Genomic DNA, 23,714 nt, shown 5'->3' with positions numbered 1-23,714 from the left:
GACGTCCCGTGGCCCGTATCACACTTCGCCAACTGCTCGATCATGCCGCTACCTGCGGCTATGCCGTGCCGGCGTTCAACATCAACAACATGGAGCAGGGCATCGCGATCATGCAGGCGGCGGCCGAGGTCGATGCGCCTGTCATCATCCAGGCCTCACGCGGTGCGCGCAGCTATGCCGGCGACCTCATGCTCTCGCACATGATCGATGCGCTGGAGCGGACCTATCCCGACATTCCGCTCTGCATGCACCAGGACCACGGCAATGACGAGGCGACCTGCGCCTCTGCCATCGCCCATGGCTTCACCTCGGTCATGATGGACGGCTCGCTCAAGGCCGACGCCAAGACGGCGGCCGACTATGACTACAACGTCGCGATCACCCGCCGCGTCGTCGATCTCGCCCATTGGGTCGGCGCTTCCGTCGAAGGCGAACTCGGCGTGCTCGGCTCGCTCGAGCACGGCGGCGGCGAGCAGGAGGATGGTCATGGCGTCGAGGGCAAGGTCAGCCACGACCAGTTGCTGACCGATCCCGATCAGGCCGTCGATTTCGTTCGCGCCACGAAGGTCGATGCGCTGGCGATCGCGATGGGCACCTCACACGGCGCCTACAAGTTCAGCCGCAAGCCGGATGGCGACATCCTGGCGATGCGGGTGGTCCAGGAGATCCACCGCCGGCTGCCAAATACGCATCTCGTCATGCACGGCTCCTCCTCGGTGCCGCAGCCGCTCCAGGACATGTTCAACCAATTCGGCGGCGAGATGCCGCAGACCTGGGGCGTGCCGGTCGAAGAGATCGTCCGGGGCATCAAGACTGGGGTGCGCAAGGTCAATATCGACACCGACTGTCGCCTCGCGATGACCGCGGTGTTCCGCAAGGTGGCGGCCCAGGCGCGCTCCGAGTTCGATCCGCGCAAGTTCCTCAAGCCGGCGATGGACGCGATGCGCGAGCTGTGCCGCGAGCGCTTCGAGCAGTTCGGCACCGCGGGTCATGCCAGCAAGATCAAGGTGGTCCCGATGAGCGAGATGGCGCGGCGCTATCGCGCCGGCGAGCTCGATCCGCGCATCGATGCCCGCGAGTCCGTGGCGGCCTAGTCAATCAGAAAGAGCAGAGAAAAGAGCAGGAGAGAGACATGAACGCACATGCAGGCACGGTCCGCGGCAAGGAGCGCTATCGCTCCGGCGTGATGGAATACAAGCGCATGGGCTATTGGGAGCCCGATTACACGCCAAAGGACACCGACGTCATCGCGCTGTTCCGCGTCACGCCGCAGGAGGGCGTCGATCCGATCGAGGCCTCTGCTGCTGTGGCCGGCGAATCCTCGACCGCGACCTGGACGGTGGTGTGGACCGATCGCCTGACCGCCGCGGAGAAGTATCGCGCCAAGTGCTACCGCGTCGATCCGGTCCCAGGCTCGCCCGGTTCCTACTTCGCCTACATCGCCTACGACCTCGACCTGTTCGAGCCGGGCTCGATCGCGAACCTCTCGGCCTCGATCATCGGCAACGTGTTCGGCTTCAAGCCGTTGAAGGCCCTGCGTCTGGAGGACATGCGCTTCCCGGTCGCCTATGTGAAGACGTTCCAGGGGCCGGCGACCGGCATCGTGGTCGAGCGCGAGCGGCTCGACAAGTTCGGCCGGCCTCTGCTGGGCGCGACGATCAAGCCGAAGCTTGGTCTCTCGGGACGCAACTACGGCCGCGTGGTCTACGAGGCGCTGAAGGGCGGGCTCGACTTCACCAAGGACGACGAGAACATCAACTCGCAGCCCTTCATGCATTGGCGTGAGCGCTTTCTCTACTGCATGGAGGCGGTGAACCGCGCGCAGGCCGCCTCCGGCGAGGTGAAAGGCACCTACCTGAACATTACCGCGGGCACGATGGAGGACATGTACGAGCGCGCGGAATTCGCGAAAGAGCTCGGCTCGTGCATCGTCATGATCGACCTCGTGATCGGCTACACCGCGATCCAGTCGATGGCCAAGTGGGCGCGGCGCAACGACATGATCCTGCATCTGCATCGCGCCGGTCACTCGACCTATACGCGGCAGAAGAGCCACGGCGTGTCGTTCCGCGTCATCGCCAAATGGATGCGCCTTGCCGGTGTTGACCACATTCATGCCGGCACGGTGGTCGGCAAGCTCGAAGGCGATCCCAACACCACCCGCGGCTACTACGATGTCTGCCGCGAAGACTTCAACCCGACCAAGCTCGAGCATGGCCTGTTCTTCGACCAGCACTGGGCGAGCCTCAACAAGATGATGCCGGTCGCCTCCGGCGGCATCCATGCCGGCCAGATGCACCAGTTGTTGGATCTGTTAGGTGAGGATGTCGTGCTGCAGTTCGGCGGCGGCACCATCGGCCATCCCATGGGCATTGCGGCCGGCGCGACTGCCAACCGCGTGGCGCTGGAAGCGATGATCCTCGCCCGCAATGAGGGCCGCGACTATCTCCACGAAGGGCCGGAGATCCTCGCCAAGGCGGCCCAGACCTGCACGCCGCTGAAGGCCGCGCTCGAGGTCTGGAAGGACGTCACATTCAACTATCAATCCACCGACACGCCGGACTTCGTGCCGACGGCGCTGGAAACAGTTTGAGGAGAATGGACATGAAGATCACCCAGGGCTGCTTCTCGTACCTGCCCGATCTGACCGATGACCAGATCTCCAAGCAGGTGCAATACTGTCTCGCCAATGGCTGGGCGGTGAACATCGAATTCACCGACGATCCGCATCCCCGCAACACCTATTGGGAGATGTGGGGCCTGCCGATGTTCGATCTCCAGGATGCCGCCGGTGTGATGATGGAGCTCGCCGAGTGCCGCAGGGTCTACGGCGACCGCTATATCCGCATCAGCGGCTTCGATTCCAGCCACGGCTGGGAATCGGTGCGGATCTCCTTCCTCGTCAACCGGCCGAAGCAAGAGGCGGAATTCGAGCTGGTGCGGCAGGAGGTGGCTGGCCGCGCAATCCGCTACACCACGGTACGAAAGCCGGCCGCGCACGCCTCCGCTTAAGTCATCCGCTTCCGCGCGGAGCTCTCCCTGCTCCGCATCCTTGGCGGACCACTGCTTCGCCGCTCCCCTGCGGCGAAGCCCTTTTCTTCGAGGTGCCGATGCTCGATGTGCCCCACGCAACCACGACCGAACACAGCGAGACCCAATTCGATCTCCGCAAGGAGGCTGAAGCGGCCGGGATCACCGATACGCTGCAGCAGCTCGATCAGGAGCTGATCGGGCTCAAGCCGGTGAAGAGCCGCGTGCGCCAGATCGCCTCACTGCTGCTGATCGAACGCATCCGGCAGCGGGCGGGACTGGCCTCCGCGCCGCCAACGCTGCACATGTCGTTCACGGGCAATCCCGGCACCGGCAAGACCACCGTGGCGCTGCGCATGGCCAAGATCCTGCACGGGCTCGGCTTCGTGCGCCGCGGGCAGGTGATCTCGGTGACGCGCGACGATCTGGTCGGCCAGTATATCGGCCACACCGCGCCGAAGACCAAGGAGATCCTGAAGAAGGCGATGGGCGGCGTGTTGTTCATCGATGAGGCCTATTACCTGCATCGACCCGACAACGAGCGCGACTACGGTCAGGAGGCGATCGAGATCCTGCTCCAGGTCATGGAGAACCAGCGCGAGGACCTCGTCGTGATCCTCGCCGGCTATAGCGAGCGGATGACGAGCTTCTTCGCCTCTAACCCCGGCTTCCGCTCGCGCATCGCCCACCACATCGAATTTCCGGATTATTCGGAAGCCGAGTTGCTCGTCATCGCCGAGCTGATGCTGAAAGAGAGGGGGTATCGCTTCTCGGCAGCGGCGCGCGATGCGTTCGAGCGATACATCGCGCTGCGCCGGACCCAACCATTCTTCTCCAATGCGCGCTCGATCCGCAATGCCGTCGATCGCATCCGCTTGCGGCAGGCCGATCGGCTGGTGTCCGATCTCGACCGCATGCTCGACGTCGCCGACCTCGAAACGGTCGATCCCGCGGACGTCCTGGCGAGTCGGGTCTTCAGCGGCGGCGCCGACGCGCGGAGTGCAAAGTCATGACCAAGGAGATCCTCATCGCTCCCTCGATCCTGGCCGCGGATTTCGCGCGTCTCGGCGAGGAGATCACCGCGATCGACGCGGCCGGCGCCGACTGGATCCATTGCGACGTGATGGACGGGCACTTTGTGCCGAACATCAGCTTCGGTGCCGATGTAATCAAGGCGATCCGGCCGCTGACGAAGAAGCCGTTCGACGTGCATTTGATGATCGCGCCGAGCGACCCCTATCTCGAGGCGTTCGCGAAAGCCGGAGCGGATGTCATCACCGTTCATGCCGAAGCAGGCCCGCATCTCGACCGCTCACTTCAGGCCATTCGCGCGCTCGGCAGGAAGGCTGGCGTCAGCCTTTGTCCGTCGACGCCGGAGACGGTGATCGAATATGTGCTCGATCGCATCGATCTCGTGCTGGTGATGACGGTCAATCCGGGCTTTGGCGGCCAGTCCTTCATCGCATCGCAGATCGACAAGATCCGGCGGATCAGGACCATGATCGGCGAGCGGCCGATCCGGCTCGAAGTCGATGGCGGTGTCACGCGCGACAATGCGGCGGCGGTGGCTGCAGCGGGCGCCGACACGCTGGTCGCAGGCTCCGCCGTGTTTCGCGGCAAGAGCGCTGCCGAATATGCCGCCAATATCGCGGCTATTCGCAGCGCCGCGGAGACGGGCCGGGCTCCGAGGCTGCAAGATAGTTCCGCGGCCGCGAAGCGGGCCGGAGAAAGCGCGCTCCTCCGGTAGACTATGGATCAGCCGCGGACTGATGCTGTGGTTCCGGTGTGCCAAGGCGCGCCACTTTCTCCGGGTCTCTGACCGGCTCATTCAGGCGGGGGTAACCAACGCAGCTGAGAAGAAGGATCGATTGACGACCGGGCAATGCTAAGCGTCTCGTCAAGCTGGACGAGTTCGTCAGCGCGGCCTACCGCGTTGCGCACACAGTTCCAAGCGGACGTTTGGAACTAAAATCCTTACCGGCGCTTCTCGAAAATTGACTTGGCTCGCGCGCGCAGCAAATCTTTTGCACAACCGCCATCGACCTGACGCAAATCAGAGCAATAACCCCAGTAAATGCGAGGGAGGTCTCATGGAGAACGTACGTCGCTACCGGGCGCTGGCGTCCCTCTGTCGCCAGCAGGCGGCCTACCGGCCGCTCCAGAACTGGGAACTCCTCGGCCAGGCCGAACATTTCGAATATCTCGCCGAAATCGAACTCAAGGCGCATTTCGAAGCCTGCAATGTGCAACGCGACAAGGACGCCGCCGCGCCCGCGACATGGGAAACTCCCGCTGCGGCGTGACGGCGCCAAGCCGGCACGGCTCAATGCGACATCAGCGTCGGGACCGTCATGGCTTCCAGCATGGCACGGGTGACGCCGCCGAGAACGCGCTCCTGCAACCGCGAATGGCCGTAGCCGCCCATCACCAAGAGATCGAGACTCTCGTCCGCCGCCAGCGACAGGATGGTCGGTTGAATGTCGGCGCGCGTTGCCGACAGGGCGACCGTGCGGGTCGACAGTCCGCGCCGGCCGAGATGTTTTGCCAGACTGCTCGCTGAAGCTTCGCCGGAGGCCGCGTCGGTCTCGTTGATGGTGATGATCACGATCTCTGCGGCGCGCGCCAGGAACGGTGCTGCGTCGCGCACAGCGCGGGCGGCGAGGCGGCTGCCGTCCCAGCAGATGCCGATCCGGCTCGCCTTGAAGGCGCCGCGGAAGGTGTAGGGCAGGAACAGCACCGGGCCGCCCGCCTGGAACAGGATCTCGCGTGGCACGTCGTTGTCGAACGAGCCTTGCGTCGGATCAGGCTGGAGCACGATGCTGAGGTCGTGCAGTCGTGCCATCTCGCCGAGCGAGCCGGCTGCATCCGCCGGGATCGCGCCGAGTGCGTGGCAGGCGTAGGAGATGCCGGCATTCGCCGCTTCGCTCTTGAACACCGCGAGTGCGGCCTCGGCCCGCTCCACGGCGCGCTCGCGTTCCAGCTCGAACACGGCCGCCACCGCCGCGCCGCCCTCCATCATGTAAGCTGCACTGGTTGCGACATAGCCGACCGCGACCGCGTCGAGATGCGCGTGGAGGTTCGCCGCGAGCGAGATCGAGCCCTCGATCGCCGAACGCATGGGACGTTCGGTGGGAATGTGGACGAGAATGTCTTTGTACATGGTGCGCCTCCAATGGACATCATCCGGTGGTTGCAGTTTTTCACTGCACGAAGCACCCGTATTGAGCTGCGTCAAACGGCCAGCGACGATTTGCCTGCTGCGCCCGCTCATCCATTCTTTGCCGAGATTTAATCGGATGGACGGGACGCCGTAAGGTGGCAACGACCATGTTGACGGCAAGGCGACACCCGCTCAACATGGACATTTCGACATGAACGATCGCGTCAATTCCGACACTACCACGTCTCGCAAGATCTTGAAGCCGCGCCGGCTCGCGCTGCTCGGCTCCGTGGCTGCGCTGGGCGTGGCCGCCCTGTCAATTGCGCCAGGCCCTTCGCAGTTCGGCATGAACTCCTTCATTGCGCCGGCTCAGGCTGCGGAAGCCGCCGCGACGCCGCCGGGCTTTGGCGATCTGGTCAGCAAGGTCAAACCCGCGGTGATCTCGGTGCGGGTCAGAATCGACCAGGACAATGACAAGAGCGCGATGCTGCAGCAGAACCGGATGGATTCGGACGAGGACACGCCGTTCGATCAGTTCTCGCGACAGTTCGGCTTCCGTTTCCCAGGCGGCGCGAACGGCATGCCGCGCCAGCGTCATCAGATGATCACGGGCGAAGGCTCCGGCTTCTTCATTTCCGCGGACGGCTATGCCGTGACCAACAACCATGTCGTTGACCACGCCGAGTCCGTGCAGGTGACGATGGACGACGGTACGACCTACACCGCGAAGGTCGTCGGCACGGATCCGAAGACCGATCTCGCGCTGATCAAGGTCGACGGCAAGAAGGAGTTTCCGTTCGTCAAGTTCTCCGACCAGAAGCCGCGCATCGGCGACTGGGTGGTCGCGGTCGGCAATCCCTTCGGTCTTGGTGGCACTGTGACCGCCGGCATCGTCTCGGCCAGCGGCCGGGATATCGGCAATGGTCCCTATGACGACTTCATCCAGATCGATGCGCCCATCAACAAGGGCAATTCCGGCGGCCCGGCTTTCGACATGAACGGCAACGTCATCGGTGTGAACACTGCGATCTTCTCCCCGTCGGGCGGCTCGGTCGGCATCGGCTTCGATATTCCGGCCTCGACCGCCAAGCTCGTCATCGCGCAATTGAAGGACAAGGGCGCGGTCACCCGGGGCTGGCTCGGCGTGCAGGTGCAGCCCGTGATGTCGGACATTGCCGACAGCCTCGGGCTCAAGGAGGCGCGCGGCGCGATCGTCGACAACCCGCAAGCCGGCAGCCCGGCGGCGAAGGCCGGCATCGAGGCGGGTGACGTCATCACCGCCGTGAACGGCACCACCATCAAGGACCCCCGCGATCTCGCCCGCACCATCGCCACCCTGGCGCCGGGCACGTCCGTGAAGCTCGATGTCTTCCGCAGGGGCGACAGCAAAACGTTGACCCTGGCGCTCGGTGAGCTGCCGAACGAGCGTCAGGCCAAGGGCAATGCCGACGAGGGCAGGGGGCAGCCGGGTGCCGGCACGCCGCGCCTCGGGCTCGGTCTGGCTCCGGCCGGCGAGGTGCAGGGCGCCGGTCAGAAGGGTGTCGTCGTCACCGAGGTTGATCCGGAAGGGCCGGCGGCGCAGCGCGGTATCCAGACCGGCGACGTCATCCTCAACGTCGGTGGCAAGGCTGTCAGCAATGTCGGCGAGGTGCGCTCGGAGCTGGCGCAGGCCAAATCGTCGGGCAAGCGCAGCGTTCTGTTGCAGGTCAAAAGCGCGGATGCCACCCGCTTCGTCGCGGTGCCGCTCGCGTAAGGCGAAGCTCGACCGGTAGGAATCCAAAAAGGCGGCCCTCGGGCCGCCTTTCGCATGCGCAATCAAGCAAAGACCCCGATAACATTCTCGTTAGCAGCAGGAATGATGATCCGGTGCGTCCGAAAAAGCCGTGTTCGCTGGTCACAGTTCCGGGCTGCCTCTCTGCTCTGCTGCAACGTAGCAGCGGACTCGGGTTGCAAGCGTGGAACTTCGAACCTTCCCGGCGCTTTGTGGAACTGGCCGGTGGTTCACATTTGATCGGTGCCGACATGGATCGATTGAAGCTCTCGCTGAGGAGTGCGCTGCTCGTGGCGCCATTGGTGCTCTGGGGCGGAAGCGCGCTCGGGCGCGACGACGGCCGCTACGCCGACTCGCCCCTGAAGCCATGGTTCGACAGCCTGCGCAGCCATCTGGGTCCGTGTTGCTCGGATGCGGATGGTTTCGCCGTTGCCGATCCCGACTGGGAGTCGCACAACGGGCGTTACCGCGTGCGTCTCGACGGGCAGTGGATCGAGGTGCCGGACGAAGCCGTCATCACCGAGCCGAACCGGGCCGGCCGCACCATGGTGTGGCCGGTGAAGACTGCGTTCGGGATTTCGATCCGCTGCTTCATGCCGGGGAGCATGATCTGACACTGGTCAGCGTGAGCGCTTGCTGGATTTGCGCTTCGACGACTTCTTCGACGACGACTTCTTCGACGACGTCCGGGACGTCCTCTTGGCGCTCTTTCGCTTCGAAGCTTTCTTCGGGACCTTCTTGCCCTTCTTGCGCGCCTTCGACAGTCCGATCGCGATCGCCTGCTTGCGGCTCTTCACGCGGCCGCCGCGTCCGCCACGGCCGCTCTTCGCGGTCCCCTTCTTGTAGCGCCGCATCTCGCTTTCGACATCGCTGCCGGAGCTGCGTGAGTAGCGGCGTTTCTTTGCCTTGCGTGCCATGCATGTTCTCCCTTGGCCGAAGAAAACCATTCGGCACAGCCATGGTTCCGGGGAGCGCGGATGCAACGTTCCAGGCGGGCGCCGCAGCCTAGAAGGAGTTCGCCAGCTCGATCTCCGCTTCCAGAGCCTGGATGCGCCGTGCGGCCTCGCTGAAAGACAGATCCCGCGCATATTGGGTGGGTTGATAGGCCTCTTCGCTGAGCCGTTTCAGCCTCAGCCCCTGCGCTCGCGTCATCTGCTCGCTCAGAAAAACCCTGGCGTCGTATTTACCTTGAACCTGCATGTCGCTCCTCCGTCTTGAAATCGTGACTTGACTATATGTTCTTATTTTGTTCTAACAAGCCATGGACAACAGAATTAATGAAATTCGACGTAAAATCAGGGCCTTGAGGCTTGAGATGGCCGACGTCGAGGCGTCGGTGCGCGACCTCGTCGAGCGCGACTGCGACTGCACAGAAAGGGCCCTGGCGCAGATGGATCTGCGCCGGAAAATCAACCTCCTGATCAGCGAATGGAAGGCGGCTGGTGGCAGCGATGTTCTGCCTGACGTCCGTGACCGGGTGCGCGTTCGTCCCGTGAAGACAGTCGGCAACCCCGTACGGGCGATCGGGCGCCGCTGAGATATTTGGAAGCGCGCGGCGGAGGAAGAGCCGGACCGGATATTGCAACGGCGCGCCGAACCGCGATCGCGGTTGAACGTGCGCGCAACGCGAGTGCCGGAGCTTGTGGATGCTGGATGCTGACAGCCCCCAGCGTCGAGCATCAGGCGGCAAGGGCCCCGCGCAATGGCGGAGCCCTCACGAATACCAGGGAGCGCCTATTTGGTTTTGGTCATGCCGCCTTTGTTCGTCATTGTGCCGCCCTGATCGGAGCCGGGACCAGAGCCGCCTTGGCCGGAAGGATCTGCGCCCTTGGAAGATTTGGTATTGGCGCCGGTGGTCTGCGACGATGACATCGAGGATCCGTGCTTGGCCTTCTGCGACTTGGCCTGGGCGGCGAACGGCGCGGCGGCTAGGCCGGTTGCCAACATCACGGCGAGAGCGAGCTTGGTCGTCTTCATGCGGGAAACTCCCTGAGTTAAATTGACGCAGGCAGCCAACCGCTATTCGCCGCAGGAGTTCCGAACAAAGCATCTCCCACGCGTCACGCATGCTTCAAGATTGCTTGTCCTCTACGAGGATGAACACGGCGCCGGTCAGCGTCGCGCCGATCGCGAACGTCGTCACCAAGGTGAGGGCGAAGACCATAGCGGCCTGGCTTCCGCCGTTATTCAGTAGGTTGGCCACGGCTGGATTGGACAGGACGAGCGTGAGGCTGAAGGCGAGGCCGAGGGCTGCGCCCATCATTGCGTGCGTCATCAGCTTGATAAGGCCGCTGGCAGAGATCAGCTCGGACGACTTCTTGGTGCGCATGGGACTGCATCCCGAACTGGCATGCCAACGCGCGCGCGATTCGCTGGTTCCGTTCGATTGAAAGAATTTGTCATCGCTGGCTTCATCCGACGTTCATGCCGGGCTTGCGAGGATGGGTGCCATCAAAACGGGAATATCGATATGGGTAAGGTAGTCTTTCTTTACCGCTCGCTGGCCTATCGCAACGCGGCCGCGGACATCTTGCGCAAGGCGCGCAAGCTCCCGCGTGGCGCGGAGCGGAGCGCGGCTCGCCGCTATGCCAGGGCGCTGCGCGATCTCGCCCGAACGGAAGCTTGGCTCGAAGGACGCGTCGCGCGCGAACCGCGGATCGCTCAGCGCATGACGAGCGCGGCGTCCGGTTAACCGGACGCGCGCTGCAATTCGGCGGAGCCGGCAGTGTCGAACTTGCCGAGAGCGGAGATCGCCGTTTTGCGTATCAACGGCACCTCCAGACGGCACAACAGGCCCTCGGCGCGCCAATCGAACTGCGCCTGTCCGCCAAGCTGGGACTCAATGCTCGCAAGCAAACTCCGCGTGCCGAAGCCGCGCGACTTCGGTGTCATGACCAGCGGACCGCCGGATTCCTCCCAGCTCAGCGTGAGCAGCTCGTTCTCGACCTGCCAACCGATCGCGAGCCGCCCCGATCGAGTCGAGAGCGCGCCATACTTTGCCGAGTTGGTGAAGAGCTCGTGCAGTGCGAGCGCCAGCGTCTGGGCCGTTGCCGGCAGCAACTGAACTTCGGGACCTGCCAATCTGATCTGGTCGCCGAGCGAATAGGGCGCAAGCTCCTCGTCGATCAGCCTGGAGAGCTCGGCGCCCTGCCAGCTCGACAGCGACAGGATGGTGTGCACGCGCGCCAGCGCATTGATGCGCCCCTCGACGGCGTTGACATAGGCCTTGACCTCGTCGGCCCGCGTGAGGCGCACGATCGACTGCGCCAGCGCCAGCGCATTCTTGGCGCGATGATCGACTTCCCGCGCCAGGAGATTCTGCCGTTCCTCGGCGCGCTTGCGCTCGGTGATATCGACGGTGACGCCGCTGACGCGCACCACGCGCCCGCTCTCGTCGACCGTCGCGGCCGCCGTGCCGACGCACCAGCGCACCTCGCCGTCGGGCCGCACGATGCGGAACTCCGTCTCATAGGCGCGCGTGCCCTTGTTGAATTCGGCGATCGCCTTGCGCAACTGATCGACGTCATCGGGATGCAACAGTGCCTGAACGTTGGCCGGATTGACCTCGAAGCTCTCGGGGCCGACGCCGAAGATGCGGTATTGCCCCTCGTCCCACATCCAATCGCCGCTGATCCAGTCCCAGTCCCAGGATCCCATCTTGCCGGCGGCGATCGCCATGCTGCGCCGCTGCTCGCTCTCGCGCAGCTTGGCGGTGGAGCTCTCCAGTTCCGCGGTGCGTGCGCGGACGCGGTCCTCCAGCTCGTGGTTCAGCCGTTCGAGCTCCCGCGTCTTGCGGTAGAGCTCGGCAAACACCTTGATCTTGGCGCGCAGCACTTCCGGCACGACCGGGACCGGCACGTAATCGACCGCGCCCATCTCGTAGCCGCGCAACCGGTCGATGTCGCTGACCTGGATGGCCGAGATGAAGATCATCGCGGTCTTCTGGAAACGCGGATGCTCGCGGATCATCGCGGCGAGCTCGAAGCCATCGAGCTCGGGCATGCAGACGTCGACCAGGATCACTGCGATCTCGGTCTTGAGCAACACCTCCAGCGCCTCGCGCCCCGAGGAGGCAATCACGAGGTTCTCGCCGAGATCCTTCAGAATCACCTCATAGGCGAGCAGCTTGGCGGGCTGGTCGTCGACGAGGAGGATATTGACCTTTTCGTGGTCCATTCGCGGATCCCACTCAGCGGTGCAGCCACATGCGGATCGCAAGCAGCAATTGGTCGGTGTTGACGGGCTTGGCGAGGTAGTCGGACGCGCCGGCTTCGAGGCACTTCTCCCGGTCGCCCTTCATCGCCTTGGCGGTCAACGCGATGATCGGGAGACGGGCGCATGCCGGGTTCTCGCGGATCACGCCGATGGTCTGATAGCCATCCATCTGCGGCATCATGATGTCCATCAGCACGATCGCGATGTCCGGATTGGATTCGACCAGTGTCACCGCCTCGCTGCCGGTCGTCGCCGTCAGCACTTTCATGCCGCGTCGTTCCAGCACGCTCGACAGCGCGAAGATGTTGCGGGCATCGTCGTCGACGAGCAGGGCGGTCTTGCCGATCAGGTCCTCGTCGGAACTGTTAAGCTTCTCCAGCATACGCTGCTTCTCGACCGGCAGCTCCGTGATCACGCGGTGCAGGAACAACGCAGTCTCGTCGAGCAGGCGTTCCGGCGACTCCACGCCCTTGACCACGATGCTGCGCGCCATGGTGTGGAGCTCGGCATCCTCCTCCGCCGAGAGCTCGCGTCCGGTGAACACCACGACCGGGATGTTCGACAGCGCCTCGTCATTGCGGATCTGGTCGAGCACCTCGAAGCCGCTCATGTCGGGCAGCCGCAGGTCGAGCACCACGCAATCGCAGGGCTGCTCGCGCAGCGTCGAGAGCGCGCCGGCCCCGGTATCCGTGGTCAGGATCTCGATGTCGTCGTGGTGCAGCAGCTCGCGGATCGAAAGCTGCTCGGCCTCGTTGTCCTCGACGATCAAGAGCCGCTTGCGCCGCGGTCGCGCATATTCCTTGATCTGCGTCAGTGCGGCCGAGACGCCCTCGGTGGTCGTCGGCTTGTTGACGAAGGAGAACGCGCCGCGCGCCAGCGCATGCTGGCGATCCTCGTCGAGCGTGATGATCTGCACGGGGATGTGGCGGGTGAGCGGATTGTGCTTGAGCTGGCTCAGCACGGTCCAGCCGAGCACGTCGGGCAGGAACACGTCGAGCGAGACGGCCGTCGGCTGGTACTGCTTGGCGAGTTCCAGGGCCTCGGCGCCGCGGGCGGCGACCAGAACCTTGAATCCCTTGTCACGGGCCAGATCGACCAGCACGCGGGCATAGTGCGAATCGTCCTCGACGATCAGGAGGATGGTGTCGCCGGGCTCGAGATTGAGCCGGTCGTCGGGCAGCTGCTCGATGGCGCGTTGCTGGTCAGGCGCGGCCGGCTGCAGCGCCGGCGGCTGGCTGTATTGCTGTGGCGTTGGCGCGGCGCGCGGCGCGAGCGTCGGGCCGGAATATTTCAACGGCAGATAAAGCGTGAAGGACGATCCCTTGCCCGGCGCGCTGCGCAGATGGATCTCGCCTCCGAGCAGGCTCGCGAGCTCGCGGCTGATCGCGAGCCCGAGTCCGGTGCCGCCATACTTTCGACTGGTGCCGGCATCCGCCTGCTGGAACGCCTCGAAGATCAGCTTCTGCTTCTCCAGGGGAATGCCGATGCCGGTATCGGACACTTCGAAGGCGATCACGGCCGGCGCGGTGTTCAGCACCGGGTGATCGGTCCCCCAGCCGCCAACCGCGCCGGCGACGTTCAGGCGCACTTCGCCTTCGGCGGTGAACTTGAAGGCGTTGGAGAGCAGGTTCTTCAGGACCTGTTGCAAGCGCTTGGAGTCGGTGACGATGCTGCGCGGCAGGTTCGGATCGACGTCGATCTTGAACGACAGATTGCGGTTGTCTGCCTCGTGCCGGAACGGCCGGCCGACGGTCTCGAGCAGGTTCGCGGTCAGGATCTCCTCGGCGTCGACCGTCACCGTGCCGGACTCGATCTTGGAAAGATCGAGAATGTCGCTGATGAGGTTGAGCAGGTCGGTGCCGGCGCCGTGGATGGTGCGGGCGAATTCGACCTGCTTGGCCGAGAGGTTGCCGTCCGGGTTGTCGCTGAGCTGCTGTCCGAGGATCAGGATCGAATTCAGCGGCGTGCGCAGCTCGTGGCTCATATTGGCGAGGAATTCGGACTTGTATTTCGAGGTCAGCGCGAGCTCGGTCGCCTTCTCCTCGAGCGCACGGCGGGCCTGCTCGATCTCCTGGTTCTTGCGTTCCACCTCGACGTTGCGCTCGGCGAGCTGCTGTGCCTTCTGCTCGAGCTGGTCGTTGGTCTGCTGCAATTCGCGCTGCTGGGTCTGCAGCTCTCCGGCGAGCTGCTGCGACTGCTTGAGCAGGCCTTCGGTCTGCATCGTGGCCTCGATCGAATTGAGCACGATGCCGATGGAGTCGGTGAGCTGTTCCAGGAACGTCATCTGCGACGTCGTGAAGGAGACGAGCGAGGCGAGCTCGATCACGGCCTTGACCTGACCTTCGAACAGGACCGGCAGCACGACCAGGTTTTTCGGCGCAACGCGGAACAACGCCGAGTTGATCGGCACCACGTCGGACGGAATGTCGGAGACGACACGCGGCCGCTTGTCGAAGGCGCATTGGCCGATCAGGCCTTCGCCGAACTGCAGCACGGGTTGATAGGGGTAGACGCCGTCGCTGGCGTAAGAGGCGAGCAGCAGGAGCTGCGGATCGTTCTCGTTCTCGACCTGGTAGATCACGCCAGTATGCGCGTTCACCAGCGGCGACAATTCGGTGAGCAGCAGCCGGCCGACGGTCGTGAGGTCGCGCTGGCCCTGGAGCATGTTGGTGAACTTGGCGAGATTGGTCTTCAGCCAGTCCTGCTCCGTGTTGACGTCCGTCGTCAGACGGAGATTCGTAATCATCGTGTTGATGTTGTCTTTCAGCTCCGCCACCTCGCCGCGGGCGTCGACCTGGATCGACCGCGTCAGGTCGCCCTTGGTCACGGCGGTCGCCACTTCTGCGATCGCGCGCACCTGTGAGGTGAGGTTGGCCGCCAAGAGGTTCACGTTGCCGGTGAGATCCTTCCAGGTGCCGGCCGCGCCGGGCACGTTGGCCTGGCCGCCGAGACGGCCTTCGACGCCGACCTCGCGGGCCACCGACGTCACCTGGTCGGCGAAGGTCGCGAGCGTCTCGGTCATGTTGTTGATGGTGTCGGCGAGAGCGGCGACCTCGCCGCGCGATTTCATCGTCAAGTTCTGCTTGAGGTCGCCGTTGGCCACCGCGGTCACGACCTTGACGATGCCGCGCACCTGTTCGGTCAGGTTCGCCGCCATCAGGTTCACGGTGTCGGTGAGATCCTTCCATGTACCCGCGACGCCGGGCACCTGCGCCTGGCCGCCGAGCTTGCCTTCGGTACCGACCTCGCGGGCCACGCGCGTGACCTCGCCGGCGAAGGCGTTGAGCTGGTCCACCATGGTGTTGATGGTGTTCTTCAGCTCGAGAATTTCGCCCTTCACGTCGACGGTGATCTTGCGCGAGAGGTCGCCGCGCGCGACCGCCGTGGTGACTTCGGCGATGTTGCGGACCTGCGTGGTGAGGTTCGCGGCGAGCAGGTTGACGTTGTCGGTGAGGTCCTTCCAGGTGCCGCCGACGCCGGGCACGACGGCCTGGCCACCGAGCCGGCCTTCGGTGCCGACCTCGCGCGCCACGCGCGTGACTTCGGCGGCGAAGGAGCGGAGTTGCTCGACCATGGTGTTCAGCGTGTCCTTCAAGAGAAGGATCTCGCCGCGCACGTCCACCGTGATCTTCTTCGAGAGGTCGCCGCCGGCAATGGCGGTCGCGACCTCGGCGATGTTGCGGACTTGGGCCGTCAGGTTGGAGGCCATGAAGTTGACGTTGTCGGTGAGGTCCTTCCAGGTGCCGGCGACGCCGGGCACCTCGGCCTGGCCGCCGAGCTTGCCTTCGGTCCCGACCTCGCGGGCGACGCGCGTGACTTCGCCGGCAAAGCCATTGAGCTGGTCCACCATGGTGTTGATGGTGTTCTTCAGCTCGAGGATTTCGCCCTTCACGTCCACGGTGATCTTGCGAGACAAGTCGCCGCGCGCCACGGCGGTCGTCACTTCGGCGATGTTGCGGACCTGGGCGGTGAGGTTGCCCGCCATCGAGTTCACGCTATCGGTGAGGTCCTTCCAGGTGCCGGCCACGCCAGGCACGTTGGCCTGACCGCCGAGGCGGCCTTCGGTGCCGACCTCGCGCGCGACGCGCGTCACCTCGCCCGCGAAGCGGTTGAGCTGGTCGACCATCGTGTTCAGCGTATCCTTGAGCTGAAGGATCTCGCCGCGCACGTCCACGGTGATCTTGCGGGACAGGTCGCCGCCGGCGATCGCGGTCGCGACTTCCGCGATGTTGCGGACCTGGGCGGTCAAATTGCCCGCCATCGAGTTCACGGAGTCGGTGAGATCCTTCCAGGTGCCGGCGACGCCGGGCACGTCGGCCTGGCCGCCGAGCTTGCCGTCGGTGCCGACCTCGCGGGCGACGCGCGTGACTTCGCCGGCGAAGGCGTTGAGCTGGTCCACCATGGTGTTGAGCGTTTCCTTCAGCTGAAGGATTTCGCCGGACACGTTCACCGTGATCTTCTTGGACAGATCGCCCTTCGCCACCGCCGTCGCGACCTCGGCGATGTTGCGGACCTGGCCGGTCAGGTTCGAGGCCATCGAGTTGACGCTGTCGGTGAGATCTTTCCAGGTGCCGCCGACGCCGCGCACCACCGCCTGGCCGCCGAGCTTGCCTTCGGTGCCGACCTCGCGCGCCACGCGCGTGACTTCGCCGGCGAAGGCGTTGAGCTGGTCCACCATGGTGTTGATGGTGTCCTTCAGCTCCAGGATCTCGCCGCGCACGTCCACGGTGATCTTCTTCGACAGGTCGCCGCCGGCGACCGCCGTCGTCACCTCCGCGATGTTGCGGACCTGCGCGGTCAGGTTCGAGGCCATCGAGTTGACGCTCTCGGTCAGGTCCTTCCAGGTGCCGGCGACGCCGAGCACGTTGGCCTGGCCGCCGAGCCGGCCGTCGGTGCCGACCTCGCGGGCGACGCGCGTGACTTCGCCGGCGAAGGCGTTGAGCTGGTCCACCATGGTGTTGAGCGTCTCCTTCAGCTGAAGGATCTCGCCCGAGACGTTCACCGTGATCTTCTTCGAGAGGTCGCCGCTTGCGATGGCGGTCGCGACGTCGGCGATGTTGCGGACCTGCGCGGTCAGGTTCGAGGCCATGAAGTTGACGTTGTCGGTGAGGTCCTTCCAGGTGCCGGCCACGCCGGGCACCTGGGCCTGGCCGCCGAGCTTTCCTTCCGTGCCCACCTCGCGCGCGACGCGCGTCACTTCCGAAGCGAACGAGTTGAGCTGGTCCACCATGGTATTGATGGTGTCCTTCAGCTCCAGGATCTCGCCGCGCACGTCCACGGTGATCTTGCGCGAGAGGTCGCCGCGCGCCACGGCGGTGGTGACGTTGGCGATGTTGCGCACCTGTGCAGTCAGGTTGCCGCACATCGCGTTGACGGAGTCGGTCAGGTCTTTCCAGGTGCCGGCGACGCCGGGCACGATCGCCTGGCCGCCGAGCTTGCCGTCGGTCCCGACCTCGCGCGCCACGCGCGTCACTTCGGAGGCGAAGGAGCGGAGCTGGTCCACCATCGTGTTGATGGCTTCCTTGAGCTGGAGGATCTCGCCACGGACGTCGACAGTGATCTTCTTGGAAAGGTCGCCGTTGGCGACCGCGATCGTCACCTCGGCGATGTTGCGAACCTGGTTGGTCAGGTTGTTCGCCATCGAGTTGACGCTCTCGGTGAGGTCCTTCCAGACGCCGGTCACCTCAGGAACCTGGGCCTGGCCGCCGAGCTTGCCCTCGGTGCCGACCTCGCGCGCCACGCGCGTCACCTCGGAGGTGAACACGCCGAGCTGCTTGATCATGGTGTTGACGATGGTCGCCGACTGCAAAAACTCGCCGCCGAGCGGACGGCCATCGACGTCGAGCTTGACGGTCTGGAGCAGGTCACCTTGTGCGACGGCGGCGACCGCGCGCGTCACCTCGCGCGTCGGCCACAAGAGGTCGTCGATCAGCGTGTTGACGGAACCTTCCATGTCGGCCCAGGAGCCCGAGGCGAGGCCGAATTTCACGCGCTGGCGGGTCTTGCCTTCGCGCCCTACCACCTGGCCGACCAGCTCAAGCTGCTGCGCCATGCGCTGGTTGGCGGCGATGATCTCGTTCAGAGTGTCGGCTATCTTGCCGTCTATGCCGAGATAGTCGCCACCCATCCGCACCGAAAAGTCCCCGCTGCGCATCGCCTGCAAGGCGAGCAACAGCTCCGCCCGGGAATCCGGCTCCGACGTACCGTTGGTTGGTGGCTTTGGGACGCGACGACCGGACCGTGATGCAGTTCCGGGATCGAGGTCGCTCATACTGATTCCCCCGCAAGCATCGGCCGAATCCGAGGCACGACGCGTTTGGTCGAAATGAAATAGAGCGTCAGCCAAATTCGAAATCAAGCGCCAAGGTGCGGCGCTAGGACATGGAACCCGCTTTGCTCAGCCCGGTTGAAGTAACGATGATCCCTAGAATTGGTTCCACGCCACTCAGAAAAGAAATGCCCTCGGGGCCCCGCCGCTCTGCTTGTCCATCCCCGGGGATTCACTGTTCGGAACGGAGTGCCGCACCCGACGGTTAGCCCGTAAAGACAGGGAGAACGGAGATGAAAGCAGGATTTGCCGCCATCGCTGTCATCGTGTTTGCCGCGGGACCGGCTTTCGGGCAGGGCGGTGCGCCCAGCGGGCGCGGGGCTGTGACCGGCGACCCCGCCGCAAGCTCAGCCAATCCGCGGGCGGAAACACCGACCACCGGGACGGCCAACAGGTCGAATCCGAGCGGCAGCGGCACATCATCTTCGGGCGGCAAGGACGACACTGGCGATGCGGGCCGGGACAAGATGCCGGAGAGCGACCGCACCGTGCGGCCGCAGAGCCAGCAACATCATCCGAACGACAGGTAGAGGCGGCTACTTGTCCGCCATGGTGCGCTCCGCGTCCCTGACCTGCGAGCGCAGCTTCGGGAGTTGCTCGCGCGCGAACGCTGCGAGCGCTGTGTTGTCGGGCGCCTTCAGATAGCGCTCAAGCAGGCTGATGATTGATTCATACTCGGGAATCTGCGCGGCATAGAAGCTTCTGACGTAGGTTGGACCATCCGACATTTCGGGCAGGACGAGGCTCGCGGTCGAGGATGTTGCCCTGCCGACGTGCAGTTCGGCGCCAATTGCCTCCTGGATCTCCTTCAGACTCTTGTCACGCTTGGCCGCTTCCTCGGCGCGCAGGGCGGCGAGATTCTTGACCTCCGCATTGCCCTTGAGGTCGGTGTTCTCAAGAAGACCCTGTTGAAATCGGCCGAAATCGTAGACGCAGCTGATAACCTCAACGGCGGTCAGTTGCCGTTCGTCAGGCTTCCGCTCGCCGGTACTGTTGGCAAGAGCCGGAACGCTGATGAATGCCAGGATGACGGCGGCAACAACTCGGGCAACAACTCGCATCGATATCAATGACAAACGGCATGCGAAGTTCCCTGCACATTACGATGCGGTAAGCGGGTTGCGACGCGAGAGTTCCGTCCCCACGTCCTCCACATGAAACAGTCTGACATCTTCAGGGATAACGCCGACAACTGTCTTCAGCTTGCCGAGCGAGCCGACGGACAACCCGCCCACAAACGCTATTCGCGCATGGCTGACGCCTGGACGGCGCTCGCGAACGAGCAGGATTGGCTCGATGGCGAAATCCCGCCCGTTCCGCTCCACACCGTTGCGCCGAAGCGAGAAGTGTGAATCTGGGTGTGAGACCGCGCACGGAAGGCAAGCAACTGATTTGGGATGATCCGGGAACCGTCGATTGCGTCGATTTGCAGTTCAGAAGGAGGTTTTGGCGATGGCTCCACGTCTGGCTCTTCTTTCCCTCATTCTCGCCTTTGGCGTCTCAGTCGCTTTCGCGACGGTGACGACAGTGCGGCAGGTGCATCTCGAGAACGCATCTGCTGCTGTCCACGCGACGCGCAGTTAGCTCTGTATCGGAACATTCGACGCCGCGGTGCGTAAGCGCTCCGAGACACCAGGAGGAGCCCATCATGGCCCATTCCGACCATGGCATCGTCAAGGACAAGCGTGCGGAGGAGCAGCCGCGCGACAAGCAGCGTGCACAGTCCGTGCACAAGACGGAGAATCCGAAAGGCTCGCCCTCGCGTGAAGCGACGCGCGATCCCAAGCTGAACGACAATAGCAAGACGCCAGGCTCCGGCGTGATGCCGGACGGCTCGAGCGACGCGACAGGCTAGTTCTGACGAGGAACGAATTCCCGCGGGAAGAGTCGACGGATTGCTTCCGGTTGTCATGCCCCCGGTGCGCCGGAAGCAATCTCCAAGGACGGCCCTGGCATCCCCGTGCCGGGGCCGTTTTGCTTATGGAGGGCTTCTGTGCGTCAGCTGCCGCTGCTGCTCTCCGGATCCCCGTGAGTATGTCCGTCAGGTCCGCGGCCGAACACGCCGAAGCTGCTTGACTTCACGCCGGCGGCGGCATCGACGCCCACAGCGTCCAGTCCGAATTTGAGGAGTTCGCGGACCGCTGCCGCCCGCGTCGGCATGCGGTGTTTGAACCGGAAATCGTCAATGGCGGCCAACTCTTCCGGTGAGAGCATGACCTGAAGGCGCTCGGCGCGAAGGTCTTTCATGGCGATCACGCAAATTGAGTAGATTGAGTAGTTTACTCAACGAACCAACTTGGCGAGAGTTCCTCCAGAGACGACAAAGTCTCGATATGAGTAGAAATACATAGTATAAACAATGGGTTATATTAGCAACGTATCCTGCCGTGGTGCATTTTTCCCGAAAGGGAGAAAGTCCATGACGGACGAAGTCAGGTTACCTCGCAAGCTTTCCGAAGAGCCCGAAGCGCCCGAGCCGGTGCGGCCAAGCCACCAGAAGGTCATCGATCAGGTCGAGCGCTGGGCCAACAGCCCAGGGCTCCAGCCGCCGCAATCGAGGACTTCGACGGTGGCGAAGGCGAGCTAAGGCTTCACGAGGGAGAGCCCTTTGCCGATGGCGAGTGAGTCGAGCGGCGCGATTTGTGCGTGACAATACGGAGCTTACGCCTGAGCCACCAGGCCGACACGGAAACGGTTGCCCAAACCGTCAACGCGGCGATGAAAGCGAATGCGACGCTTGCCCCGACGGTGGCATGGAAGACCGCGGCGAACGTCGCGAGACCGATGCTGCCGAGTGCTGCACCTGCGGCATCGAGCGCCGCGGCCTTCTGTCCGCGACGCCGCCCGCTCAGGCCGGCCTTCTCCTTGGCGTGACGCTCGTGGCTTTCGATCAGCGTCGCGCTGGCACAGAAGATCGCCGGAAGTGCAAGAAAAAGCCCGCCGACAGAAACGCCGAAATGCGAGCCGATGGCTCCCGCGAGTACCGTCGCACAGCCGCCGAGCACGAAGCGAACGACGTATTCGTACCACCGCGTCTGCTTCAGCGCCGATGACGATAGCTTGACCAGCATCAGGCGGCACCTCCCAAACCGGCGAGGAGACCGAAGGCGACCACGAGCCATGCGGCAAAGGCGAGGATCGTGGCGGGGAGCGCGCCGAGACGGAATCTCATCAGGAGGTGGCAGACGACGAGGCTGTAGCAGGCGAGCGCGATGGCGCCATAGATCATCGTCCAGCTCTCGGCCGCAGCATATTGCGAACCGTGCTGGACCACGGCGATGCCGAGGGTGACGAGCGCGACCGACGGCGCCGCGCCGAGCAGCCCGGCAAAGCTCTTTGGCCGCAGCATGTCACCGAAGATTGCGAAGACGGATACGATCAGACCGCCGGCGACGAAGCGCACGAGATATTCCGTCATGGCCGTACCCGCGAGGCTTCGGGCCGCTGCTGCCGTGACTTCGCCAGCGTGAGCGGCCTGAACAGTCGCTCGACGACGATGCCAAGTGTGAAGCCTGCCACCACGTCGCTGGTCCAGTGTGCGAGCAGCGCCACGCGCGTCAGCGACAACGCTACCGCGAGTGAGCGCGCCAAGCGGCGCGAGGCCGGTGGCAACAGGCCGGCGGCCGAGGCAAGGGCGCCCATATGCACAGCGTGACCTGAGGGAAACGCGTCGCGGGGACGCCCCGAATAAGGAACGCCGCGCCAGTGGCCGCTAACAGTCAGCCGGTCGGGCCTCGTCTGATCGAATAAGGATTTCAAGACGTGGGGCAATACGGCCGTCACCAGCGAGACCACCAGGACGTGATCGGCAACGGGACGCCGCTGCGGATGCCGGAGACGGGTGTAAAGCCATCCCGCCGCAGCGATCGCGACCAGCACGTGCTCGTCGGCACCCCAGGTCATTGCTTGGGCGGCGTGCTCGAGGTCTGAATTGGTGTTCTGTGCGATCTCGTTCGCGACCGCCGTATCGATCCGGGTGGGTTTGACTGTTGCGAGCGCCATCGGTCCGCCGGTGAGATTTCCTCCATGACGGTTTTGTAAAGCCCGGAGACAAAGAAGGTTCCTGAGCTCCAGCCGCGGGCATCAGCCCGCAGCGCCGCGACTACGGCTGCCCGGATCCGCCGACGGAGCCATAGACCTGGCCCGTCGCCAGCGAAGCCGCCGCGAGCGTTGCGCTCGCGGCGTGGACGACGTGCCGGCGGGATATTGAAGTCTTGTCTTGCTGCGTCATGATGCTCCCCGCGATGTCGAGATCTCAACACGCGGAGACTGGCACCGTTGCTAGGACGCGCGAAGGACGCGGCCAAGCCGGCGTCCTCGTTGGATGTCGACTTACGAGCCTATTTGGACTGACCGACGCTCGGCGCCTTGCCGAGCTCCTTCGCCATATCGAGGTGGTGCTTCAACGCCGGCAGCGTCTTGCCGGCCCAGTCCTTCAGCGCAGCATGGTCGCCGCCCTTGGCGTAGCGTTCGAACAGCGAGACGGCATCCTCATGGGCGCTGACCTGGTAGGAATTGTAGTTCGAGCTGAAATCCTTGCCCGTCGTACTCTTGAGCTTGTCGAGCTTGCTCTGGTGCGAGCTGTCGAGGGCCGTGGGCAGGGTCGCCTGTACCTTGCCATCGCCGACGAGGCCCTTCAGTTCGGTGCTGGTCTTGGTGTGGTCCGTCACCATCCGCTGTGCGAAGCTCTTCTCCTGGGCGTTGCCCTTTTGCTCAGCGAGCTTGCTCGATTCAATTTCGAACATGTCGCTGATGGCGACCTCCTTGACGAAGTCGGCCGTAGTAGGCGCGACGCCGAGTGCCGAGTTGACGCCGGTCTTCTCGCCCAGCGACTGGGCGAGCGCGGGGCTTGCAAAAAGCACGCAGGCCAGGGCGATGATGGTACGTTTCATGGTCCGGTCCCTTCGGGTGGGGCGCAGCTTCCTGCCGCGCGTTGCGCCGATCAACACGTCGCCGAAGCCGAGGTTCCTAGCGGTCAATCCGCGGGATGCCGGCCGGTCCGCGGATTGATGGGATCAGTCGGCTTGCGTCGAAGCCGCTCGGGCAGAAACGGCTCGGCCGGCGTAGCGGTTGCGTCAGCCCGGACGTCCGCATGACGCTGCGCCCGCTCATGCGGCGTCCTGTTGTCGTTGAAATGCCACTTCACGTCGACGCCGTCGACCGGGTCGTTGACGCCGTGCTGGATATCGCGGAAGTCACTCATGGTTCGC

29 protein-coding genes are annotated in these 23,714 nt (G+C 64.2%); 14 read left to right on the top strand and 15 right to left on the bottom strand.

Going from position 1 to position 23,714, the window contains the following annotated elements:
• Positions 1–8 precede the first annotated feature (8 nt).
• The 6 genes from fba (at position 9) to ACVIIV_RS34310 (ending at position 5,333) form a co-directional block, all read left to right on the top strand.
• On the top strand, positions 9–1,094 hold the full coding sequence (gene fba, locus ACVIIV_RS34335) for a class II fructose-bisphosphate aldolase (protein WP_456748139.1): 1,086 nt from the start codon (positions 9–11) through the stop codon (positions 1,092–1,094).
• Between the two features lie 38 nt (positions 1,095–1,132).
• Positions 1,133–2,593, top strand: coding sequence for a form I ribulose bisphosphate carboxylase large subunit (locus ACVIIV_RS34330; RefSeq protein WP_456748138.1), 1,461 nt, complete (start codon positions 1,133–1,135; stop codon positions 2,591–2,593).
• A gap of 11 nt (positions 2,594–2,604) precedes the next feature.
• The gene (locus tag ACVIIV_RS34325; RefSeq protein ID WP_456748137.1) at positions 2,605–3,012 is read left to right on the top strand and encodes a ribulose bisphosphate carboxylase small subunit; all 408 of its coding nucleotides are present in this window, start codon (positions 2,605–2,607) and stop codon (positions 3,010–3,012) included.
• Between the two features lie 98 nt (positions 3,013–3,110).
• Complete coding sequence (cbbX, locus tag ACVIIV_RS34320; protein ID WP_456748136.1) at positions 3,111–4,043, top strand: CbbX protein; 933 nt, start codon at positions 3,111–3,113, stop codon at positions 4,041–4,043.
• Positions 4,040–4,777 carry a ribulose-phosphate 3-epimerase gene (gene rpe / locus ACVIIV_RS34315; protein WP_456748135.1) on the top strand — a complete coding sequence of 246 codons (738 nt, stop codon included), beginning with the start codon at positions 4,040–4,042 and terminating at the stop codon, positions 4,775–4,777. Before cbbX ends, rpe begins: the two co-directional genes overlap by 4 nt.
• Before the next feature lie 343 nt (positions 4,778–5,120).
• A complete protein-coding gene (locus ACVIIV_RS34310; protein ID WP_456748134.1) occupies positions 5,121–5,333 on the top strand; it encodes a hypothetical protein in 213 nt (70 codons plus the stop codon).
• Between the two features lie 20 nt (positions 5,334–5,353).
• Here the strand turns inward: ACVIIV_RS34310 and ACVIIV_RS34305 are convergent, their stop codons facing one another.
• Entirely contained in the window at positions 5,354–6,190 is an 837-nt protein-coding gene (locus ACVIIV_RS34305) for a universal stress protein (RefSeq protein ID WP_456748133.1), read from the bottom strand.
• Positions 6,191–6,401: 211 nt separating this feature from the next.
• Here ACVIIV_RS34305 and ACVIIV_RS34300 point away from each other — a divergent pair, with 211 nt between their 5' ends.
• Positions 6,402–7,943, top strand: a complete 1,542-nt coding sequence (locus ACVIIV_RS34300; RefSeq protein ID WP_456748132.1) for a Do family serine endopeptidase — start codon at positions 6,402–6,404, stop codon at positions 7,941–7,943.
• Between the two features lie 269 nt (positions 7,944–8,212).
• Complete coding sequence (locus tag ACVIIV_RS34295; protein WP_456748902.1) at positions 8,213–8,575, top strand: hypothetical protein; 363 nt, start codon at positions 8,213–8,215, stop codon at positions 8,573–8,575.
• A gap of 6 nt (positions 8,576–8,581) precedes the next feature.
• On the opposite strand, the gene ACVIIV_RS34290 is transcribed toward ACVIIV_RS34295, so the two are convergent.
• Together ACVIIV_RS34290 and ACVIIV_RS34285 are read right to left on the bottom strand one after the other, a co-directional pair.
• On the bottom strand, positions 8,582–8,878 hold the full coding sequence (locus ACVIIV_RS34290; RefSeq protein ID WP_456748131.1) for a DUF6496 domain-containing protein: 297 nt from the start codon (positions 8,876–8,878) through the stop codon (positions 8,582–8,584).
• Between the two features lie 88 nt (positions 8,879–8,966).
• A complete protein-coding gene (locus ACVIIV_RS34285) occupies positions 8,967–9,161 on the bottom strand; it encodes a DUF3072 domain-containing protein (RefSeq protein ID WP_100233984.1) in 195 nt (64 codons plus the stop codon).
• 115 nt (positions 9,162–9,276) lie between these two features.
• Between ACVIIV_RS34285 and ACVIIV_RS34280 the strand changes: the two genes are divergently transcribed.
• Complete coding sequence (locus ACVIIV_RS34280; RefSeq protein WP_456748130.1) at positions 9,277–9,498, top strand: hypothetical protein; 222 nt, start codon at positions 9,277–9,279, stop codon at positions 9,496–9,498.
• A gap of 197 nt (positions 9,499–9,695) precedes the next feature.
• Here the strand turns inward: ACVIIV_RS34280 and ACVIIV_RS34275 are convergent, their stop codons facing one another.
• Together ACVIIV_RS34275 and ACVIIV_RS34270 are read right to left on the bottom strand one after the other, a co-directional pair.
• The gene (locus tag ACVIIV_RS34275) at positions 9,696–9,938 is read right to left on the bottom strand and encodes a hypothetical protein (RefSeq protein WP_456748129.1); all 243 of its coding nucleotides are present in this window, start codon (positions 9,936–9,938) and stop codon (positions 9,696–9,698) included.
• 94 nt (positions 9,939–10,032) lie between these two features.
• Positions 10,033–10,290: a hypothetical protein gene (locus ACVIIV_RS34270; RefSeq protein WP_456748128.1), complete on the bottom strand. Its 258-nt coding sequence runs from the start codon at positions 10,288–10,290 to the stop codon at positions 10,033–10,035.
• 141 nt (positions 10,291–10,431) lie between these two features.
• Between ACVIIV_RS34270 and ACVIIV_RS34265 the strand changes: the two genes are divergently transcribed.
• Positions 10,432–10,653, top strand: coding sequence for a hypothetical protein (locus tag ACVIIV_RS34265; protein WP_456748127.1), 222 nt, complete (start codon positions 10,432–10,434; stop codon positions 10,651–10,653).
• Here the strand turns inward: ACVIIV_RS34265 and ACVIIV_RS34260 are convergent.
• Positions 10,650–12,137: an HWE histidine kinase domain-containing protein gene (locus ACVIIV_RS34260; RefSeq protein WP_456748126.1), complete on the bottom strand. Its 1,488-nt coding sequence runs from the start codon at positions 12,135–12,137 to the stop codon at positions 10,650–10,652. The two genes, ACVIIV_RS34265 and ACVIIV_RS34260, sit on opposite strands and share 4 nt — an antisense overlap.
• A gap of 13 nt (positions 12,138–12,150) precedes the next feature.
• Positions 12,151–18,447, bottom strand: coding sequence for a HAMP domain-containing protein (locus tag ACVIIV_RS34255; RefSeq protein ID WP_456748125.1), 6,297 nt, complete (start codon positions 18,445–18,447; stop codon positions 12,151–12,153).
• Between the two features lie 290 nt (positions 18,448–18,737).
• Here ACVIIV_RS34255 and ACVIIV_RS34250 point away from each other — a divergent pair, with 290 nt between their 5' ends.
• Positions 18,738–19,034 (top strand): hypothetical protein, encoded by a 297-nt coding sequence (locus ACVIIV_RS34250; RefSeq protein WP_456748124.1) that lies wholly within the window; start codon positions 18,738–18,740, stop codon positions 19,032–19,034.
• Between the two features lie 6 nt (positions 19,035–19,040).
• Here the strand turns inward: ACVIIV_RS34250 and ACVIIV_RS34245 are convergent, their stop codons facing one another.
• Positions 19,041–19,565 carry a DUF4142 domain-containing protein gene (locus ACVIIV_RS34245; RefSeq protein ID WP_456748901.1) on the bottom strand — a complete coding sequence of 175 codons (525 nt, stop codon included), beginning with the start codon at positions 19,563–19,565 and terminating at the stop codon, positions 19,041–19,043.
• A gap of 93 nt (positions 19,566–19,658) precedes the next feature.
• On the opposite strand from ACVIIV_RS34245, the gene ACVIIV_RS34240 reads away from it, so the two are divergent.
• Positions 19,659–19,856, top strand: a complete 198-nt coding sequence (locus tag ACVIIV_RS34240; RefSeq protein ID WP_456748123.1) for a hypothetical protein — start codon at positions 19,659–19,661, stop codon at positions 19,854–19,856.
• Between the two features lie 296 nt (positions 19,857–20,152).
• Positions 20,153–20,359: a hypothetical protein gene (locus ACVIIV_RS34235; protein WP_456748122.1), complete on the top strand. Its 207-nt coding sequence runs from the start codon at positions 20,153–20,155 to the stop codon at positions 20,357–20,359.
• A gap of 143 nt (positions 20,360–20,502) precedes the next feature.
• Here the strand turns inward: ACVIIV_RS34235 and ACVIIV_RS34230 are convergent, their stop codons facing one another.
• Entirely contained in the window at positions 20,503–20,751 is a 249-nt protein-coding gene (locus ACVIIV_RS34230) for a hypothetical protein (protein WP_456748900.1), read from the bottom strand.
• Positions 20,752–20,923: 172 nt separating this feature from the next.
• On the opposite strand from ACVIIV_RS34230, the gene ACVIIV_RS34225 reads away from it, so the two are divergent.
• Positions 20,924–21,091 (top strand): hypothetical protein, encoded by a 168-nt coding sequence (locus tag ACVIIV_RS34225; RefSeq protein ID WP_456748121.1) that lies wholly within the window; start codon positions 20,924–20,926, stop codon positions 21,089–21,091.
• Positions 21,092–21,095: 4 nt separating this feature from the next.
• Here ACVIIV_RS34225 and ACVIIV_RS34220 read toward each other — a convergent pair whose 3' ends face one another.
• The 6 genes from ACVIIV_RS34220 to ACVIIV_RS34195 all read right to left on the bottom strand — a co-directional run bounded on the left by ACVIIV_RS34220 (position 21,096) and on the right by ACVIIV_RS34195 (position 23,707).
• Entirely contained in the window at positions 21,096–21,575 is a 480-nt protein-coding gene (locus ACVIIV_RS34220) for a hypothetical protein (RefSeq protein ID WP_456748120.1), read from the bottom strand.
• Complete coding sequence (locus ACVIIV_RS34215; RefSeq protein ID WP_456748119.1) at positions 21,575–21,922, bottom strand: DUF3147 family protein; 348 nt, start codon at positions 21,920–21,922, stop codon at positions 21,575–21,577. Before ACVIIV_RS34215 ends, ACVIIV_RS34220 begins: the two co-directional genes overlap by 1 nt.
• Positions 21,919–22,506, bottom strand: a complete 588-nt coding sequence (locus ACVIIV_RS34210) for a phosphatase PAP2 family protein (protein WP_456748118.1) — start codon at positions 22,504–22,506, stop codon at positions 21,919–21,921. Before ACVIIV_RS34210 ends, ACVIIV_RS34215 begins: the two co-directional genes overlap by 4 nt.
• A gap of 100 nt (positions 22,507–22,606) precedes the next feature.
• Positions 22,607–22,735 (bottom strand): hypothetical protein, encoded by a 129-nt coding sequence (locus tag ACVIIV_RS34205; protein ID WP_456748117.1) that lies wholly within the window; start codon positions 22,733–22,735, stop codon positions 22,607–22,609.
• Between the two features lie 109 nt (positions 22,736–22,844).
• Complete coding sequence (locus tag ACVIIV_RS34200) at positions 22,845–23,396, bottom strand: DUF4142 domain-containing protein (protein WP_456748116.1); 552 nt, start codon at positions 23,394–23,396, stop codon at positions 22,845–22,847.
• 83 nt (positions 23,397–23,479) lie between these two features.
• Entirely contained in the window at positions 23,480–23,707 is a 228-nt protein-coding gene (locus ACVIIV_RS34195) for a hypothetical protein (RefSeq protein ID WP_456748115.1), read from the bottom strand.
• Positions 23,708–23,714 lie beyond the last annotated feature (7 nt).

The organism is Bradyrhizobium sp. USDA 4354 (genome assembly GCF_054060315.1).
Note: the sequence above shows the minus strand (reverse complement) of the source record. Positions and strands in the feature narration are given on the sequence as shown.

What these genes read in the sequence shown, in the direction of transcription:
- ACVIIV_RS34330 (WP_456748138.1), top strand. Translation starts at nt 1,133, where the DNA reads ATGAACGCACATGCAGGCACGGTCCGCGGCAAGGAGCGCTATCGCTCC.
- ACVIIV_RS34325 (WP_456748137.1), top strand. Translation starts at nt 2,605, where the DNA reads ATGAAGATCACCCAGGGCTGCTTCTCGTACCTGCCCGATCTGACCGAT.
- cbbX (WP_456748136.1), top strand. Translation starts at nt 3,111, where the DNA reads ATGCTCGATGTGCCCCACGCAACCACGACCGAACACAGCGAGACCCAA.
- rpe (WP_456748135.1), top strand. Translation starts at nt 4,040, where the DNA reads ATGACCAAGGAGATCCTCATCGCTCCCTCGATCCTGGCCGCGGATTTC.
- ACVIIV_RS34310 (WP_456748134.1), top strand. Translation starts at nt 5,121, where the DNA reads ATGGAGAACGTACGTCGCTACCGGGCGCTGGCGTCCCTCTGTCGCCAG.
- ACVIIV_RS34305 (WP_456748133.1), bottom strand. Translation starts at nt 6,190, where the DNA reads ATGTACAAAGACATTCTCGTCCACATTCCCACCGAACGTCCCATGCGT.
- ACVIIV_RS34300 (WP_456748132.1), top strand. Translation starts at nt 6,402, where the DNA reads ATGAACGATCGCGTCAATTCCGACACTACCACGTCTCGCAAGATCTTG.
- ACVIIV_RS34295 (WP_456748902.1), top strand. Translation starts at nt 8,213, where the DNA reads ATGGATCGATTGAAGCTCTCGCTGAGGAGTGCGCTGCTCGTGGCGCCA.
- ACVIIV_RS34290 (WP_456748131.1), bottom strand. Translation starts at nt 8,878, where the DNA reads ATGGCACGCAAGGCAAAGAAACGCCGCTACTCACGCAGCTCCGGCAGC.
- ACVIIV_RS34285 (WP_100233984.1), bottom strand. Translation starts at nt 9,161, where the DNA reads ATGCAGGTTCAAGGTAAATACGACGCCAGGGTTTTTCTGAGCGAGCAG.
- ACVIIV_RS34280 (WP_456748130.1), top strand. Translation starts at nt 9,277, where the DNA reads ATGGCCGACGTCGAGGCGTCGGTGCGCGACCTCGTCGAGCGCGACTGC.
- ACVIIV_RS34275 (WP_456748129.1), bottom strand. Translation starts at nt 9,938, where the DNA reads ATGAAGACGACCAAGCTCGCTCTCGCCGTGATGTTGGCAACCGGCCTA.
- ACVIIV_RS34270 (WP_456748128.1), bottom strand. Translation starts at nt 10,290, where the DNA reads ATGCGCACCAAGAAGTCGTCCGAGCTGATCTCTGCCAGCGGCCTTATC.
- ACVIIV_RS34265 (WP_456748127.1), top strand. Translation starts at nt 10,432, where the DNA reads ATGGGTAAGGTAGTCTTTCTTTACCGCTCGCTGGCCTATCGCAACGCG.
- ACVIIV_RS34260 (WP_456748126.1), bottom strand. Translation starts at nt 12,137, where the DNA reads ATGGACCACGAAAAGGTCAATATCCTCCTCGTCGACGACCAGCCCGCC.
- ACVIIV_RS34255 (WP_456748125.1), bottom strand. Translation starts at nt 18,447, where the DNA reads ATGAGCGACCTCGATCCCGGAACTGCATCACGGTCCGGTCGTCGCGTC.
- ACVIIV_RS34250 (WP_456748124.1), top strand. Translation starts at nt 18,738, where the DNA reads ATGAAAGCAGGATTTGCCGCCATCGCTGTCATCGTGTTTGCCGCGGGA.
- ACVIIV_RS34245 (WP_456748901.1), bottom strand. Translation starts at nt 19,565, where the DNA reads ATGCGAGTTGTTGCCCGAGTTGTTGCCGCCGTCATCCTGGCATTCATC.
- ACVIIV_RS34240 (WP_456748123.1), top strand. Translation starts at nt 19,659, where the DNA reads ATGAAACAGTCTGACATCTTCAGGGATAACGCCGACAACTGTCTTCAG.
- ACVIIV_RS34235 (WP_456748122.1), top strand. Translation starts at nt 20,153, where the DNA reads ATGGCCCATTCCGACCATGGCATCGTCAAGGACAAGCGTGCGGAGGAG.
- ACVIIV_RS34230 (WP_456748900.1), bottom strand. Translation starts at nt 20,751, where the DNA reads ATGAAAGACCTTCGCGCCGAGCGCCTTCAGGTCATGCTCTCACCGGAA.
- ACVIIV_RS34225 (WP_456748121.1), top strand. Translation starts at nt 20,924, where the DNA reads ATGACGGACGAAGTCAGGTTACCTCGCAAGCTTTCCGAAGAGCCCGAA.
- ACVIIV_RS34220 (WP_456748120.1), bottom strand. Translation starts at nt 21,575, where the DNA reads ATGCTGGTCAAGCTATCGTCATCGGCGCTGAAGCAGACGCGGTGGTAC.
- ACVIIV_RS34215 (WP_456748119.1), bottom strand. Translation starts at nt 21,922, where the DNA reads ATGACGGAATATCTCGTGCGCTTCGTCGCCGGCGGTCTGATCGTATCC.
- ACVIIV_RS34210 (WP_456748118.1), bottom strand. Translation starts at nt 22,506, where the DNA reads ATGGCGCTCGCAACAGTCAAACCCACCCGGATCGATACGGCGGTCGCG.
- ACVIIV_RS34205 (WP_456748117.1), bottom strand. Translation starts at nt 22,735, where the DNA reads ATGACGCAGCAAGACAAGACTTCAATATCCCGCCGGCACGTCGTCCAC.
- ACVIIV_RS34200 (WP_456748116.1), bottom strand. Translation starts at nt 23,396, where the DNA reads ATGAAACGTACCATCATCGCCCTGGCCTGCGTGCTTTTTGCAAGCCCC.
- ACVIIV_RS34195 (WP_456748115.1), bottom strand. Translation starts at nt 23,707, where the DNA reads ATGAGTGACTTCCGCGATATCCAGCACGGCGTCAACGACCCGGTCGAC.